The sequence below is a fragment of the Geodermatophilus sabuli genome, assembly GCF_900215145.1.
Classification (GTDB): Bacteria; Actinomycetota; Actinomycetes; order Mycobacteriales; family Geodermatophilaceae; genus Geodermatophilus; species Geodermatophilus sabuli.
On record NZ_OBDO01000001.1, the window covers coordinates 54,896 to 70,027 of the forward strand.

Below are 15,132 nucleotides of genomic sequence, written 5' to 3' on the forward strand. Positions count from 1 at the left end.
CTCCGGAGGGGATCGGGAAACGCTGATCACGCTGCCGGTGGGGGAGGTCTCCCGCGTCGGAGCGGGAGCTGATCCCGGTGTCCGCCCCGAGGCCGATCCGCCGTCCATCCGGGGACTGATGCCGCCGCACGTTGACGTGCAGCCGTCCGGCTGCCTATGGTTCATGCAGCCGGATGGCTGCATGGAGGGAGGCGGAGTGGACCGCACGTTCCGCGCGCTGGCCGACCCCTCCCGTCGGCAGTTGCTCGACCGGCTCGAGGAGCGGCCGGGGCAGACCCTGAGCCAGCTGTGCGCCGGGCTCGACATGGCCCGTCAGTCGGTGAGCAAGCACCTGGCCGTGCTCGAGTCGGCGGGGCTGGTGACCACGGTCCGGCGCGGCAGGGAGAAGGTGCACCACCTCAACGCCGCTCCGATCCAGGCCATCTCCGACCGGTGGATCAGCCGGTACGACCGCGAGCGGGTGCGTGCCCTCGCGGACCTCACGACCGCACTGGAGCAGCAGATGAGCACCCCCGAGTTCGTCTACACCACCTACATCCGCACCACGCCCGATCGGCTGTGGCAGGCGCTCACCGAGCCGGCCTTCACGCGTCGCTACTGGGGCGTGGCCCTCGACTCGGACTGGGCGGTCGGGTCGCCGGTGACCTGGGAGGAGGGCGGGGTGACCATCACCGACCCGGACCAGGTCGTGCTCGAAGCCGAGCCCGGCCGCCGGCTGGCCTACACCTGGCACACCTTCACGCCGGAGTGGGCGGCCGCCCACGGGTTCGACGACGAGCTGCTCGGCCGGCTGCGCGGCGAGCGCCGCTCGAAGGTCACCTTCGCCATCGAGCCGATGGGGGAGGTGGTCCGGCTGACCGTCGTCCACGACGGCTTCGACCCGGGCAGCACCGTGGTCACGATGGTCGGCGAGGGCTGGCCGCACCTGCTGTCGGACCTGAAGACGCTGCTGGAGACCGGCGAGACGCTGCCTGTCCCCGAGCCGGCGTCCGCGTAGTCAGGCGGGCGCGTCGCGCAGCAGGTCGGCCGGCTGCACCAGGCCGGTGCGGTAGGCGAGGACGACGGCCTGCACGCGGTCGCGGGAGCCGGTCTTGGCCAGCACCCGGCCCACGTGGGTCTTCACCGTGGCCTCGCTGACGACGAGCTCCCCGGCGATCTCGGTGTTGGTCGCGCCGAAGGCCATCAGCTCCAGCACCTCGCGCTCGCGGGGGGTGAGCTCGGCCAGCTCGTCGGCCGCCACGGCCGATCGCGGCGAGGAGCCGCGCAGCATCGGCGCGACGTGCTGCAGCAGCCGACGGGTGGAGCTGGCCGCGATCACCGAGTCGCCGGCGTGCACCGTCCGGACGGCGGCGAGCATCTCCTCCGGCGGGGCGTCCTTGAGCAGGAACCCGCTGGCCCCCGCGCCGATCGCCGAGACCACGTACTCGTCGAGGTCGAACGTCGTGAGCACCACCACGCGCGGGGACTCCGGTAGCGCGGTCACCTGCCGGGTGGCCTCGATGCCGTCCATCGCCGGCATGCGGATGTCCATGAGGACGACGTCGGCGGGGGTGCGCCGCAGCAGCTCGACGGCGTCCGCCCCGGTGCCGGCCTCGCCGACGACGGTCAGGTCGGGCTGGGAGTCGATGACCATCCGGAACCCGGCCCGCACCATCTGCTGGTCGTCGACGAGCACCACTCGGATCTGCGCACTCACCGCTTCGCTCCCGGGCTCGACGCCGCGCTCGTCATCGCGGCGCAGGGTAGGGGAGGACGGCGTGCACCCCGAAGCCGCCACCCGGGCGCGGGCCGGCGTCCAGCCGGCCGCCGTGCAGCCGGGCGCGCTCGCGCATGCCGAGGACGCCCTGCCCCTGCCCGTCGGCGCTGGTCATGGCGGCCGAGGCGCCACGGCCGTCGTCGAGCACCGACAGCTCCAGCGCGTCCGGGCGCCAGTGCAGCCGCACCCAGGCGCGGCTGGCCGGGCCGGCGTGCTTCAGCACGTTGGTCAGCGACTCCTGGACGATGCGGTACGCGGCCAGCTGCGGCCCGGCCGGCAGGTCCCGCGGCGAGCCCTCGACGAGCAGGTCGACGTCGAGGCCGCTGCTGCGCACGTCCTCGACCAGGCCGCCGATCGCGGCGACGTCCGGCTGCGGGGCGAGTTCCTCGCCGCCGTCCTGGCGGAGCACGCCGAGCAGGCCGCGCATGTCCGTCAGCGCCTGCCGGCCGGTCGCGGCGATCGCCTCGAGCGCCGTGGTGGCGGCCTCCGGGTCGGTGCGCCCGGCGTAGCGCCCGCCGTCGGCCTGCGCGATCACCACCGACAGGGAGTGGGCGACGACGTCGTGCATCTCCCGGGCGATGCGGGCCCGCTCGGCGGTGGCGGCCAGCCGCATCTCCTGGTCCCGCTCCAGCTCCAGCAGCTGCGCCCGTTCCCGCAGGTCGACCAGCTGCCGCAGGCGCGCGCGGCGGAGGTCACCGAGCGCCCATGCGGCGACCACCGTCACCGCGATCGAGCCGCCGCTGGGGACGAGGGCGTCGCTGGCGCCGAGGGAGAAGTAGCGCAGTGCCGCGAGCACGGCGCCGACCAGCCCGACGGCGAGCCCGGCCCGGCCCGCCCACCGCGGGGCGTAGGCGGCGAGTGCGTAGACCATGACCAGCGCCGCGACGTTGGCCGCCAGGAAGTCCTCGACGACGACCAGTTCCAGCAGCCCCGCGGCGATCACGGCCGCGGCGGCCCGGACCGGCCGGCGCCGGCGCCAGGCCAGCGGGACGACGAGCAGCGTGCCGACGACGAACGCCGTGGCCTCGGCCGGCCGGTACGACTGGTACGGGAGGAGGACGGTCAGGAACCACACGAGCGCGGCGATCCCGACGTCCACGCCGGCCGGGTGGTCGCGGAGGAAGGTCTCCAGGCGCTCGAGGGGTGGGCGGCCGTCCATCGGGTCGACCCTAGGCAGCCGGTCGGGCGGCGTCGTCCACCCGCGGGGGGATCCGCGCGTCCGACCGCGGGTGGAGGCTCAGCGCGGGCCGAGGTGGCGCAGCAGTGTCTCCCCGAGGTCGCGCATCGCCGCGACCTGCTCCGGGGTCAGCTGGTCGAACAGGTGCGTGCGCACGCTCTCGACGTGCACCGGCGCGGCGGCCGCCAGCGCGGCGAACCCCTCGTCGGTGAGGACGGCGAGCAGGCCACGCCCGTCCTCGGCGCACACCTCCCGGCGCACCCAGCCGCGTTCCTCCAGCCGGGACACCGCGTGCGAGAGCCGGCTGCGCGACGACAGGCACCGGTCGGCGAGCTCGCTCATGCGCATCCGGCGCCCGGGGGTCTCCGACAGCGCCACGAGGACCTCGTAGTACGCGTGGGAGATGCCGGTCTCGTGCGTGAGCTCGCGGTCGAGCCGGTCGAGCAGCAGCTGGGCGCTGTACAGGTACGCGCGCCACGCCCGCTGCTCCTCGGCGTCGAGCCAGCGGGGCTCCCCGGTGGTGTGACCCGGCTCCTCGGAGGCCGGGCCCTCGGGAGGGAGGGACACGTGCGCGGTCATGTCACCACAGTACTGGCGGAATAGATGAGCCTTCAACTACGCTGACGCCGGGCAGAAGGTCAAACGCTCAACAACCTGGAGGAACCATGACCAGCACCCTGCGCCAGATCCCCGGCTACGTCGTCGGCACGTGGGACATCGACCCCACGCACTCGACCGTCGGCTTCTCCGTCCGGCACATGATGGTCAGCAAGGTCCGCGGCTACTTCCGCGACTTCTCCGGCGAGATCGTCACCGCCGAGGACCCGACCCGCTCCAGCGTCACCGCGCGCATCGACATGGACTCGATCGACACCCGTCAGGAGCAGCGTGACGCGCACATCCGCTCCGCCGACTTCTTCGACGTGGGCAACCACACCGAGATGACCTTCCGCTCCACCGAGGTGCGGACCGACGGTGCCGACTGGACGATCGTCGGCGACCTGACCATCAAGGGCATCACCAAGCCGGTCACCCTGGAGCTCGAGCTCAACGGCTTCGGCCCCGACGCCTACGGCGGCACGCGCGCCGGCTTCAGCGCCAAGACCGAGATCTCCCGCAAGGAGTACGGCGTGGACATCGACATGCCGATGGACGGCGGCGGCGTCGTCGTCGGCGACAAGATCAGCGTCGAGCTCGAGATCGAGGCCGTGCTCCGCACCGCCTGAGAGAGGACCCCGTCCTCCCCACCTCCGCGAGCCCGCGGCGGGGCCCTGGGCGGGGCCGTCACGAAGGGCCCCGGGCGATCTGCCCGGGGCCCTCGTCGTGTCCCGGGTCCGGGCGCCGGCCGCTGCGGCACCATCCCGGCGCGGTCGCGTGGGGATCACCCCTGGAACCGACCGGACCCGGGAACGGGCGAGGGACACTGGGGACATGTCGACCTCCACCCTCGCCCGCGTGCAGACCCGCTTCCCCTCCGCCGTCCTCGTCGCCGTGGGGCTGGCCGCCGGCTTCGGCATCGCGCAGGGCACCGGGATCCGCGCGCTCGGCGGTGCGGTGTTCGCCCTCGGCGGGCTCGCGGCGGCCCGGCTGTGGGTGGTGCGTCGCGGCTGGGCCGTCGCGCTGGGGCTCGGCGGCCTCTACCTCGCGGCCTTCGTCCTGGCCCACGTGCTGTCCCTCGGGGTGGGGATGGCGGCCTGGCTGGCGGTGAGTCTGGTCACGATCGCCGCCGCCGGGGTGACGTTCGCGGTGGCCGACCGCCCCTGACGTGCTGGGAACGGCCTCGGTCCAGAGGCTCGTCCCGAGCCTGCGAGGGATGAGAGGACCGAGGTCCCTTCTAGAGTGGGAAGGTCGCCGGGCCGGCGGCCGTTACACGAGATGCCGCGCGTCGACGCCGCGGATCCCCGAACCCCCTGAGGTGCCCTTCCGCATGCCCACCCGCGACGACCTGCGCAACGTGGCGATCATCGCCCATGTCGACCACGGCAAGACGACCCTGGTCGACGCCCTCCTCCGCCAGGCGGGCGCCCTCGGGCGTGCCAAGGGCGAGGGGACGGACAACGACTCCACGCAGGACCGCGTCATGGACTCGATGGACCTCGAGCGTGAGCGCGGCATCACCATCCTCGCCAAGAACACCGCGATCCACCTGGCCGACGAGAATGGCAACCCGGTCGTCGTCAACATCGTCGACACCCCCGGCCACGCCGACTTCGGTGGCGAGGTCGAGCGGGCGCTGTCCATGGTCGACGGCGTCGTCCTGCTGGTCGACGCCTCCGAGGGCCCGCTGCCACAGACCCGCTTCGTGCTCCGCAAGGCGCTGGGCAAGGGGATGCCGGTCATCCTCGCGGTCAACAAGACCGACCGGCACGACGCCCGCATCGAGGAGGTGGTCGACGAGACCTACGAGCTCTTCCTGGAGCTGCTCGAGGACGCCGGCCTGCCCGCGGAGACGCTGGAGTTCCCGATCGTCTACTGCAACGGCCGCACCGGCCAGGCCTCGCTGAACAAGCCCGAGAACGGCACCGTCCCCGACAGCCCGGACCTCGGCCCGCTGGTCAAGACGCTGCTGGACACCGTGCCGGCGCCGGAGTACGACGCCGAGGAGCCGCTGCGCGCGCAGGTCACCAACCTCGACGCCTCGCCGTTCCTCGGCCGGCTGGCGCTGCTGCGCATCCACTCCGGTGAGATGAAGCGCGGCCAGCAGGTCGCCTGGTGCAAGGCCGACGGCACCATCACCCGGACGAAGATCACCGAGCTGCTGGTCACCGAGGGTCTCACCCGCACCCCGGCCGAGAGCGCCGGCCCGGGCGACCTCATCGCCATCGCCGGCATCGAAGACATCATGATCGGCGACACCCTCGCCGACCCGAACGACCCGCGCCCGCTGCCGGCGATCACCGTCGACGAGCCGTCGATCTCGATCACCATCGGCATCAACACCAGCCCGCTCTCGGGCAGGTCGGGCAAGAAGCTGACCGCCCGGCTGATCAAGAACCGGCTCGACCAGGAGCTGGTCGGCAACGTCTCGGTGCGCATGCTGCCCACCGAGCGCCCCGACACCTGGGAGATGCAGGGCCGTGGCGAGCTGGCGCTGGCCATCCTCGTCGAGCAGCTCCGCCGCGAGGAGTTCGAGCTCACCGTCGGGCGCCCGACCGTCGTCACCAAGACCATCGACGGCAAGCTGCACGAGCCGGTCGAGCGGGTCACCATCGACACCCCGGGTGAGTACGTGGGAACGCTGACCCAGGCCCTGGCCATCCGCCGCGGTCGGCTGGAGAACCTGGTGCACCACGACACCGGCTGGGCGCGGATGGAGTACATCGTCCCGTCCCGCGGCCTGATCGGGTTCCGCACCGAGTTCCTCACCGAGACCCGCGGCACGGGCGTCCTCAACCACAACCTCGAGGGGTACGAGCCGTGGCTGGGCGACATGCGCGCCCGCCCGACCGGTTCGCTGGTCGCCGACCGCCAGGGTGTGGCGACGACGTACTCGATGTTCTCGCTGCAGGAGCGCGGCCAGCTCATGGTGCAGCCGGGCACCGAGGTCTACGAGGGCATGATCGTCGGTGAGAACTCCCGTCCGGACGACATGGACGTGAACATCACCAAGGAGAAGAAGCTCACCAACATGCGCAAGTCCACCTCCGAGGAGCTGGAGCGGCTCATCCCGCCGCGCATCCTCAACCTCGAGCAGGCGCTGGAGTTCTGCGCCGAGGACGAGTGTGTCGAGGTGACCCCGGCAGCGGTGCGCATCCGCAAGGTCGTGCTGGACCAGACCGAGCGCGGCAAGGCCAAGAACCGCAAGCCCAAGCCCGCCTGAGCCCCACCCCGGCAGGCCCGGCTCTGACGGCCGAGTGAGCAGTCCTGGTCGCGCGACGTGCGCGACACGCCGCGTGGAGCGGCGAGGACTGCCCACTCGGCCGTTCGCGTTCCCGGCCTGGCGTTGACACCCCTCCCGATGCCTCCCTAGCGTTCCGGGTCGTTCCAGTCCCGCTTTCCGGGGCACCTCTCTCACCGCCTTCCAGGTTCCTGCGGTACGGGTTCCTGCGGTGCCCCTGCCACCGCGCGACGACGCCGGTGGACCGCCACGGACATCGGAGTCCCCATGCCTGGACGCCCAGCCGCCATCCCGCTCCTCCCGCCGCGACCGGCGGCCCCCGGAGGACGCCGACGTGCCTGGCCGGTGCTCGCCGCCGTCGGTGCCGGCCTGCTCGTCACGGGCCTCGCGAGCCCGGCCGGGGCGGCCGTGGGTGGCGCGACCACGACCGTGGAGCCCTTCGGCACCACGCCCGACGGGACGGCCGTGGAGCGCTGGACCCTCGCCAACGGTGGGATGACGGTCCGGGTGCTGACCTACGGCGGCGTCATCCAGACGCTGGAGGTCCCCGACGCCGACGGCGAGGTCGAGAACGTCGTCCTGGGCTTCGCCGACCTCGCCGGCTACGTCAGCGACGACGACCCGTACTTCGGCTCGCTGATCGGCCGCTACGGCAACCGCATCGCCGGCGGCAGCTTCACCCTCGACGGCACGGTCCACCAGCTCCCGCTCAACGACGGCCCGAACACCCTGCACGGCGGCCCGCAGGGCTTCGACGACCAGGTCTGGGAGGCCGCCGACGTCGGGGACGACGACGTCGCGGCCCTGGAGCTGCGGCTGGTCAGCCCGGACGGCGACCAGGGCTTCCCGGGCACCCTCACCACGACCGTCACGTACTCCCTCGACGCGGAGTCGCGCCTCACCGTCCACTACGAGGCCACCACCGACGCGCCGACCGTCGTGAACCTCACCCAGCACACCTACTGGAACCTGGCCGGGGAGGGGTCCGGGTCGATCTACGGCCACGAGCTGCAGATGGACGCCGACGGGTACACCCCCGTCGACGAGACGCTCATCCCGACCGGTGAGATCGCCCCGGTGGACGGCACCCCGTTCGACTTCCGCGAGGCCACCCCCGTCGGTGAGCGCATCCGCCAGGACGACCAGCAGCTGCTCTACGGGCAGGGCTACGACCACAACTGGGCGCTGAACCGGGAGGACGACGGCGCCCGGGAGGGCTCCGACAGCGAGGACGCCCTGGAGCAGGCCGCCGTGCTGCGCGACCCGGACAGCGGGCGGACCCTCACCATCTCCACGACGGAGCCCGGGCTGCAGTTCTACTCGGGCAACTTCCTGAATGGCACGCTCGTGGGGACCGGCGGCACCGTCTACCGCCAGGGTGACGGCCTGGCGCTGGAGACCCAGCACTTCCCCGACTCCCCGAACCAGCCGGAGTTCCCGTCGACGGAGCTGCGCCCGGGCGAGACGTACGACAGCACCACCGTCTTCGAGCTCTCCTCCTGAGCCCGTGCACCGTCCGCGGAGATGCGCCGTGCATCTCCGCGGACGTGCACGTCAGGCCGTTGTCGTGACTGGTCCGTGACGAGTTGTGATGGCGAGCCGGAGGACCCCGACCCGCCCGGCACCCGCGCCACGGGACGCGCCGGTTCCCCTCCCTACGGTGTCGTCGGGGTCGTGTGTGGAGGCCCGGGGCGAACGACGAGAGGCGGGCGGAACGCTGATGAGGACCACCCTGCAGACGCTGGCGGCCGAGGGACACCGGGGCGGGATCGACGTCCGGGTGAGCCTGCGCAGCGACGCGGGGTCGGGGGAGCAGTCCTTCGACGGCGCCTGGTTCCCACGCAGCCGTGACCTCGCCGTCGAGCTGCCGGAGCTGATCGCGGCCCTGGACAAGCGGGGACTGCGCGTCGAGCGGTTCACCTATCCGCTGGACGCCTGGTCGCCGGCGCCGCGCAAGGTCGTCGTGGGTGGCCGGGTGGTGCGCACCGGCGGGTTCCGCAGCATGGACCCCGGCGTCGTCTGCCTGGCCTGGGACGGCGGCACCCGGCGGGCCGACCTGCTCGTCGTCCCGCCGGAGACCGACGTCATCACCGGGGCCCGGGCGCTGCGGCTGTGCACCCGCCGCGGCCTGCCGCGTTCGCCGCAGATGGTGCTGGCCGCGGCGCGGTCCACGCCGCTGCCGCAGGTGCCCGGCCTGCCCTTCACCCGGGCGGTGTGACGAAGAGCCCCTCTGCCCGCGGCCGGGTGCGGCTACGCCGACCGTGAACCCACTGGACGGCGGGGAGCGGCTGGGCTGGGCTGAGGGCATGCGACTGCTCGTCCTCGGCGGCACCCACTTCCTCGGCCGGCACGTGGCCACGGCCGCCCTCGACCGTGGTCACGAGGTGGCGACCTTCACCCGGGGCGTGTCCGGCGAGCCCCCGGGCGGCGTCCGCGTGCTGCACGGCGACCGCGACGATCCCGCGGCCCTGCCCGCCGCGCTCGACGGCTGGGTGCCGGACCTCGTCGTCGACACCTCCTGCCAGACCCGGGCCGCGGCCCGCAACGCCGCCACGGCCCTGTCCGCAGCCGGCGGCCGTGCCGTCCGGGGCTACGCGTTCGTCAGCAGCCTCAACGCCTACGCCAACTGGCCGCCGGGTCCGATCGGTCCCGAGGACGGCGAACCCACCTGGATGACGGACGACGACGAGTACGGCCCGGTCAAGGCCGGCGCCGAGCGGGTGCTGGGCGCGGCCTTCCCCGGCCGGTTCCTGACCGCGCGGGCCGGCCTGATCGTGGGCCCCCACGACCGCGTGGACCGGCTGGGCTGGTGGCTGCGACGCATCGCGCGCGGCGGACGGGTCGTCGTCCCCGACGCGCTCGACCAGCCGATCGCCGCCGTCGACGCGCGCGACCTCGCCGGCTGGCTGGTGACCATGGCCGAACAGGGGACGTCGGGGGCGGTCAACGCCACCGGTCCGACCGGGATGACCACCCTCGGCGGCCTGCTCGACCTGTGCCGCCAGGTGACCGGCGCGGACGCGGAGTGGGTGGCCGTCCCGGAGGCCGACCTGGTCGCCGCGGGCGTCGAGCCGTGGCTGCACCTGCCCCTGTGGCTGCCCGCCGAGGTCGCCCGCACCGCCTGGGACGTCGACACGACCCGGGCCCGGCAGCTCGGGCTCCCGAGCCGGCCGCTCGCGGACACCGTCGCCGACACCTGGGCCTGGCTCCAGTCCGCCGGCGAGCTCCCGCCACCCCCGCACGGTCTGCCCCGACCGGGGCTGCCCGCCGACTCGGAGGCCGCGCTGCTCGCCGGCCGCTGACCCGGCCACCACGAGAGGCCCCGCCCGGCGTGTGCCGGGCGGGGCCTCTCGGTGGGGATCCCTCTCAGTCGCGCGGTGCGCTCGGGCGACCCGCCGCGATGTCGCGGGTGAGGTCCGCCGCGTCCGCGGCGTCGGCCGGCAGCCCGATCTCGTCGTGCACGTGCACCGCGTCGGCGGCCAGCGCGTCGGCCGACTCCAGCGCGCGGTCCTTGCGGTACTCGCGGAAGGAGTGGACGACCGCCGCGGCCCAGATCAGGTACAGCACCGCGTAGACCGCGTAGCGGACCGGCTCCGAGGCGTCGATCCAGTCGCTCTTGAGCAGGGTGCGGGTGTTGGTCAGCACGATCACGCCGCCGACCAGGGAGCCGAGCATCCGCGGCGGCACGTGGCGGACCAGCCAGGCGGCGATCGGAGCGGCGATCAGGCCGCCGATCAGCAGGGCGAGCACCCAGCCGGCGTCGATGCCCTGCGAGCCGAGGGCGAAGAGGAAGCCGAGGCTGGCGGCCAGCGCGACGAGGAACTCGGAGGTGTCGATCGACCCGATCACCTTGCGCGGCTCCATGCGGCCGCTGGCCAGGATCGCCGGGGTGCCGACCGGCCCCCAGCCGCCGCCGCCGGTGGCGTCGACGAAGCCGGCCACCAGGCCCAGCGGGCCGAGGAAGCGCTTGCGCATCGGCTTGCCGAGGTGCCGGCGATCGACCCCGCGGAGGGTGAAGCGCACCAGCAGGTAGACACCGAGGCTGAGCAGGATCAGCGACATCACCGGGGCGGCGACCTCGGTGGACAGGTTGGAGAGCACCGTCGCGCCGAGGAAGGCGCCCACGGCACCGGGGACGCCGATCTTGGCGACGACCTTCCAGTCGACGTTGCCGAACTTCCAGTGCGAGAGACCCGACGCGAGCGTCGTCCCGATCTCCGCGAGGTGGATGGTGGCCGATGCGGCCGCCGGGTTGGTGCCGATCGCGAGCAGCAGGGTCGTGGAGGTGACGCCGTAGGCCATGCCGAGGCTGCCGTCCACGAGCTGCGCACCGAGGCCCACGAGGGCGAGCAGGACGAGGGTCTTCACTGGGGGGCTCCGGATCCGGGGAGGTCCGCGGGCGCGCAGCAGGGCGCGGCACGGCGCGGGACGAGCGTGGAGGGGTGCGCGTGAGCGCGGGGGTCAGCAGCCCGGACAGCGGGCGGTGCAGACGCGCAGCAGGTCGACGTGGATCCGCCCCACCAGGAGCACCGTCGTCGCCGCCACGAGTGCTATGTCTACCAGATCGGTCGAGATATGCGAACGCCGTCCCACGGTGCGGGATCAGGTTCGCAGGACGTCGTCGCGGATCGTGGCCAGGGACACCGCGGCGCCCACCACGAACAGCCCGGCGCAGGCCAGCATCGCGGTCCGGTAGCCGGCGGCGAACACCTCCGGCCGGGCGTAGTCCGCGCCGGAGAGCCCGACGGCCACGGGCAGCGTCGCGACGGCGAGCAGCTGCGCGGCACGGGCCACGGCGTTGTTCACCCCGCTGGCGACGCCGGCCAGCGCGTCCGGGGCGGCGGCGAGCACCGTGGCGGTCAGCGGCGCCACCGTCGTCGCCATGCCCAGCCCCTGCAGCAGCGACCCGGGCAGCACCGCGGTGAGGTAGGCCGATCCGGCGTCCACCCCGGCCAGCCACGCCGTCCCCGCCGCGGTCAGCAGGGGCCCGACCGTCATCGGCAGTCGCGGACCGGTCCGCATGGCCAGCGAGCCCGCCGCCGGCGACAGCAGCGTGATGAGTGCGATGGAGGGCAGCATGGCCGCACCCGCCGCGGCGGCGTCGTAGCCGAGCACGAGCTGCAGCTGCAGGACCAGGAACAGCGACGAGCCGCCCAGCCCCCCGTAGACGGCGAACGTGGCGAGGTTGGCGCCGGTGAACTGCCGCTCGGCGAACAGCGACGGCGGCAGCAGCGGATGGCGCGCCCGCCGCTCGCGGACGACGAAACCGGCGCCGGCGACGACCCCGAGGACGCCGGCCGCGACGACGTCGGGCCGGCCCGGCTGCTCGCCGGCGGCGATGAGGGCGTGGGTGACCGCGCCCAGCGCCAGGGCGCCGAGCGCGGCACCCGGGACGTCGAAGCGCCCGCGGTGGCTCTCGTCACGGCTCTCCGGGACGTGCCGGCCGGCCACCAGGAGGACCGCCGCGGCCACCGGGACGTTGAGCAGGAACACCAGCCGCCAGCTGGCCGCGTCGACCAGCAGCCCGCCCAGGAAGGGGCCGACCAGGCCGGCGATCCCGGCGAACGCCGACCACAGCCCGATCGCGCGGGCCCGGTCCGCGGGGCGGAAGGAGGCCTGGACGAGGGCCAGGCTGCCCGGGGTGAGCAGCGCGCCGCCGACGCCCTGCAGCACCCGGGCGGCCACCAGCTGGCCGGGGGAGGCGGCCAGCCCGCAGACCAGCGAGGCGGCGGCGAACCAGCCCACCCCCACCAGGAACACCCGGCGGCGGCCGTAGCGGTCCCCGAGCGCCCCGCCGAGCAGGACGAGCGCGGCCAGCGCCAGCGTGTACCCGGTCACGGTCCACTGCAGCTCGGCCAGGGAGGCGCCGAGTTCCCGCCCGATCGCCGGGAGGGCGACGGTGACCGCGGTGGCGTCGAGGAACGCCATGCCGGAGGCCAGGACGGTGGCCAGGAGCAGCCACCGGCCGCGGGCCGACCCCAGGTGGACCGGCTGCGCCACCGGGCTGCCGGCCACCGCGGTCAGCCGATGATGCTGTGCGTGAGGACGTAGGCCAGGGCCGCCACCAGGCCGGCCGCGGGCAGGGTGACCACCCACGCGATCACGATGCTGCCGGCGACGCCCCAGCGGACCGCCGACAGCCGCCGGGTGGCGCCCACGCCCATGATCGAGGTCGTGGTGATGTGCGTCGTGGAGACCGGCACCGCGAACACCGTCGCGGTGGTCACCATGACCCCGGAGGCCACCGTCTGGGCGGAGAACCCGCCGGCCGGGGTCAGCTGGATGATCCGGCGTCCCAGCGTCCGCATGATGCGGAAGCCGCCGGCGTAGGTGCCCGCGCTCAAGGCCAGGGCGGCGGACAGGACCACCCACAGGGGGACGTCGAAGGAGTCGATCTCCCCGGCGGTGACCAGCGCGAGCGTGATGATGCCCATCGTCTTCTGGGCGTCCTGCAGGCCGTGGCCGAGGGCCATGGTCGCCGAGCTGACGATCTGGGCGTACCGGAAGCCCCGGTTGGCGCGGGTGACGTTGGCGCTGTGGAAGGTCCACAGGATGGCGAGCATGAACAGGTAGCCCAGGCCGAACCCGACCAGCGGCGAGACCACCATCGGGATGATGACCTTGTCGAGCACGCCCATCCACTGCACGGTGTGCGCGGCCGCGACCGCCGCCCCCACCAGTCCGCCGATCAGCGCGTGCGAGGAGGAGGACGGCAGACCGAACCACCAGGTGATGAGGTTCCAGACGATCGCGCCGATCAGGGCAGCGAAGACGATCTGCAACCCGTCGGAGCCCTCGGGCGGGTCGATGATGCCCGCGCCGACGGTCTTGGCCACCTCGGTGGACAGCAGGGCTCCGACGAGGTTCATCACCGCCGCGAGGGCGAGCGCCACCCGCGGCGTGAGCGCCTTGGTCGAGACGGCGACCGCGATCGCGTTGGCCGCGTCGTGGAAGCCGTTGGTGTAGTCGAAGGCGAGGGCGACCAGGACGATGATGATCAGGGCGACGAACGTCGCGTCCATGCCGGGTCAGGACTCCTTGACGGTGATCGTCTCGACGACGTTCGCCACGTGCTCGAAGGCGTCGGCGGCCTCCTCCAGCTGGTCGGCCACCTCCTTGAGCTTGAGGATCTCCAGGGCGTCGAACTCGCCGCTGTAGAGCCGGGACAGCAGCCGCCGGTACAGCTTGTCGGCCTCGTTCTCGATCCGGTTGACCTCGATCCAGTACTCGGAGAGGTCCTTCATCGTGCGCAGCCGCGGCATGGCCTCGGCCGTGGTCTGCGCGGCCCGCTGCAGCAGCGCCGTCTGCTGGCTCATCTCGGCCGGCAGCGTACCCAGCCCGGTGAGGACCACCAGGTCGGCGGCGGCCTCGACGAAGTCCATGACGTCGTCGAGGTCACTGGCGAGGTTGTAGATGTCCTCGCGGTCGAACGGCGTGACGAAGCTGGAGTTCAGCTGCCGGAAGATCGCGTGGGTGGACTGGTCGCCGGCGTGCTCGAGCTCACGCAGCCGCTCGGCGAGCTCCTCCCGGCGGGCGTGGTCGTGGATGAACTCGCTCAGGACGTCGGTGGCCGCCACGAGGTTCTCCGCCGAGGCGGTGAACAACGGGTAGAAGCTGTTGTCCTTGGGCGTCAGGCTGAAGGGCACGCGTGGCTCCCGGTCGGTGGAGAGTGTCCGGTCGCCCGCCGCCTGGCAGCGGTCGCACGGCCGTCGGGCAGCATAGGTGCCCGTTCACACCGGCTTCACCCGGACGTCATCCGTATACGGCGTCGGTTGCCTCACTCCCGAGCGCGTCGACGAGGTCGGCGCGCGCCCGGGCGACCCGGGACCGGATGGTGCCGACCGGGCAACCGGCCACCTCCGCGGCCTCGGCGTAGGGCAGCCCGAGCAGCTGGGTGAGCACGAACGCCTCCCGCCGGTCCGGCGCGAGCCGCGCCAGCAGGTCGTTGACGACGGCGCCCTCGCCCACCCGGTCGGCGGCCTCGCGGGGGTCCAGGGCCTCCAGGTCGGCGTCGTCCCGCACGAGCGTGAGCCGCCGGCGCCGGCGCGAGCGCACCGCGTCGGCGCAGACGCGGCGGGCGATGGACAGCAGCCAGGTGCGCAGCGAGGACCGGCCCTCGAACCGGTGCAGCGCACCGAAGGCCCGCAGGTAGGTCTCCTGGGTCAGGTCGTCGGCGGACTGCCGGTCGCCGAGCGCGGCGCACAGCCGCCAGACGTCGGACTGGGTGGCGCGCACCAGCGCCGCCGCAGCGAGGGGGTCGCCGTCGACGGCGGCGACCGCCAGCCGGTCCAGATCGTCCACGCCTGTCATCCTCCCGGGAGCCGCCGTCCGGGCCGATCCCGAAAGTGGGGGAACCAACCG

At 73.5% G+C, this 15,132-nt stretch carries 15 protein-coding genes; 7 read left to right on the forward strand and 8 right to left on the reverse strand.

Annotation, left to right across the window (positions count from 1 at the left end):
* The first annotated feature begins 196 nt into the window (after positions 1-196).
* A complete protein-coding gene (locus tag CRP39_RS00270) occupies positions 197-997 on the forward strand; it encodes an ArsR/SmtB family transcription factor (RefSeq protein ID WP_097203399.1) in 801 nt (266 codons plus the stop codon).
* Here CRP39_RS00270 and CRP39_RS00275 read toward each other — a convergent pair whose 3' ends face one another.
* The 3 genes from CRP39_RS00275 to CRP39_RS00285 all read right to left on the reverse strand — a co-directional run bounded on the left by CRP39_RS00275 (position 998) and on the right by CRP39_RS00285 (position 3,512).
* The gene (locus tag CRP39_RS00275) at positions 998-1,696 is read right to left on the reverse strand and encodes a response regulator (protein ID WP_097203400.1); all 699 of its coding nucleotides are present in this window, start codon (positions 1,694-1,696) and stop codon (positions 998-1,000) included.
* Positions 1,697-1,727: 31 nt separating this feature from the next.
* Positions 1,728-2,915, reverse strand: coding sequence for a sensor histidine kinase (locus CRP39_RS00280; protein WP_097203402.1), 1,188 nt, complete (start codon positions 2,913-2,915; stop codon positions 1,728-1,730).
* Positions 2,916-2,993: 78 nt separating this feature from the next.
* Entirely contained in the window at positions 2,994-3,512 is a 519-nt protein-coding gene (locus CRP39_RS00285) for a MarR family winged helix-turn-helix transcriptional regulator (protein ID WP_097203403.1), read from the reverse strand.
* Positions 3,513-3,598: 86 nt separating this feature from the next.
* Here CRP39_RS00285 and CRP39_RS00290 point away from each other — a divergent pair, with 86 nt between their 5' ends.
* From CRP39_RS00290 to CRP39_RS00315, 6 genes are all read left to right on the forward strand, one after another.
* Positions 3,599-4,159: a YceI family protein gene (locus tag CRP39_RS00290; RefSeq protein ID WP_097203405.1), complete on the forward strand. Its 561-nt coding sequence runs from the start codon at positions 3,599-3,601 to the stop codon at positions 4,157-4,159.
* 205 nt (positions 4,160-4,364) lie between these two features.
* Positions 4,365-4,697 (forward strand): hypothetical protein, encoded by a 333-nt coding sequence (locus CRP39_RS00295; protein ID WP_097203407.1) that lies wholly within the window; start codon positions 4,365-4,367, stop codon positions 4,695-4,697.
* Between the two features lie 163 nt (positions 4,698-4,860).
* On the forward strand, positions 4,861-6,753 hold the full coding sequence (gene typA / locus CRP39_RS00300) for a translational GTPase TypA (protein ID WP_097203408.1): 1,893 nt from the start codon (positions 4,861-4,863) through the stop codon (positions 6,751-6,753).
* 285 nt (positions 6,754-7,038) lie between these two features.
* Positions 7,039-8,274, forward strand: coding sequence for an aldose epimerase family protein (locus CRP39_RS00305; RefSeq protein ID WP_097203410.1), 1,236 nt, complete (start codon positions 7,039-7,041; stop codon positions 8,272-8,274).
* A gap of 217 nt (positions 8,275-8,491) precedes the next feature.
* The gene (locus tag CRP39_RS00310) at positions 8,492-8,989 is read left to right on the forward strand and encodes a DUF5994 family protein (RefSeq protein WP_097203411.1); all 498 of its coding nucleotides are present in this window, start codon (positions 8,492-8,494) and stop codon (positions 8,987-8,989) included.
* Positions 8,990-9,032: 43 nt separating this feature from the next.
* A complete protein-coding gene (locus CRP39_RS00315) occupies positions 9,033-10,073 on the forward strand; it encodes an NAD-dependent epimerase/dehydratase family protein (protein WP_245853444.1) in 1,041 nt (346 codons plus the stop codon).
* Positions 10,074-10,137: 64 nt separating this feature from the next.
* Here the strand turns inward: CRP39_RS00315 and CRP39_RS00320 are convergent, their stop codons facing one another.
* The 5 genes from CRP39_RS00320 to CRP39_RS00340 form a co-directional block, all read right to left on the reverse strand.
* Positions 10,138-11,139 (reverse strand): sulfite exporter TauE/SafE family protein, encoded by a 1,002-nt coding sequence (locus CRP39_RS00320; protein WP_097203415.1) that lies wholly within the window; start codon positions 11,137-11,139, stop codon positions 10,138-10,140.
* Positions 11,140-11,373: 234 nt separating this feature from the next.
* Entirely contained in the window at positions 11,374-12,786 is a 1,413-nt protein-coding gene (locus CRP39_RS00325; RefSeq protein ID WP_245853445.1) for an MFS transporter, read from the reverse strand.
* A gap of 5 nt (positions 12,787-12,791) precedes the next feature.
* A complete protein-coding gene (locus CRP39_RS00330; protein ID WP_097203416.1) occupies positions 12,792-13,793 on the reverse strand; it encodes an inorganic phosphate transporter in 1,002 nt (333 codons plus the stop codon).
* A gap of 6 nt (positions 13,794-13,799) precedes the next feature.
* A complete protein-coding gene (locus tag CRP39_RS00335) occupies positions 13,800-14,417 on the reverse strand; it encodes a DUF47 domain-containing protein (protein WP_097203418.1) in 618 nt (205 codons plus the stop codon).
* Between the two features lie 106 nt (positions 14,418-14,523).
* Positions 14,524-15,072 (reverse strand): sigma-70 family RNA polymerase sigma factor, encoded by a 549-nt coding sequence (locus CRP39_RS00340; RefSeq protein ID WP_097203420.1) that lies wholly within the window; start codon positions 15,070-15,072, stop codon positions 14,524-14,526.
* Positions 15,073-15,132 lie beyond the last annotated feature (60 nt).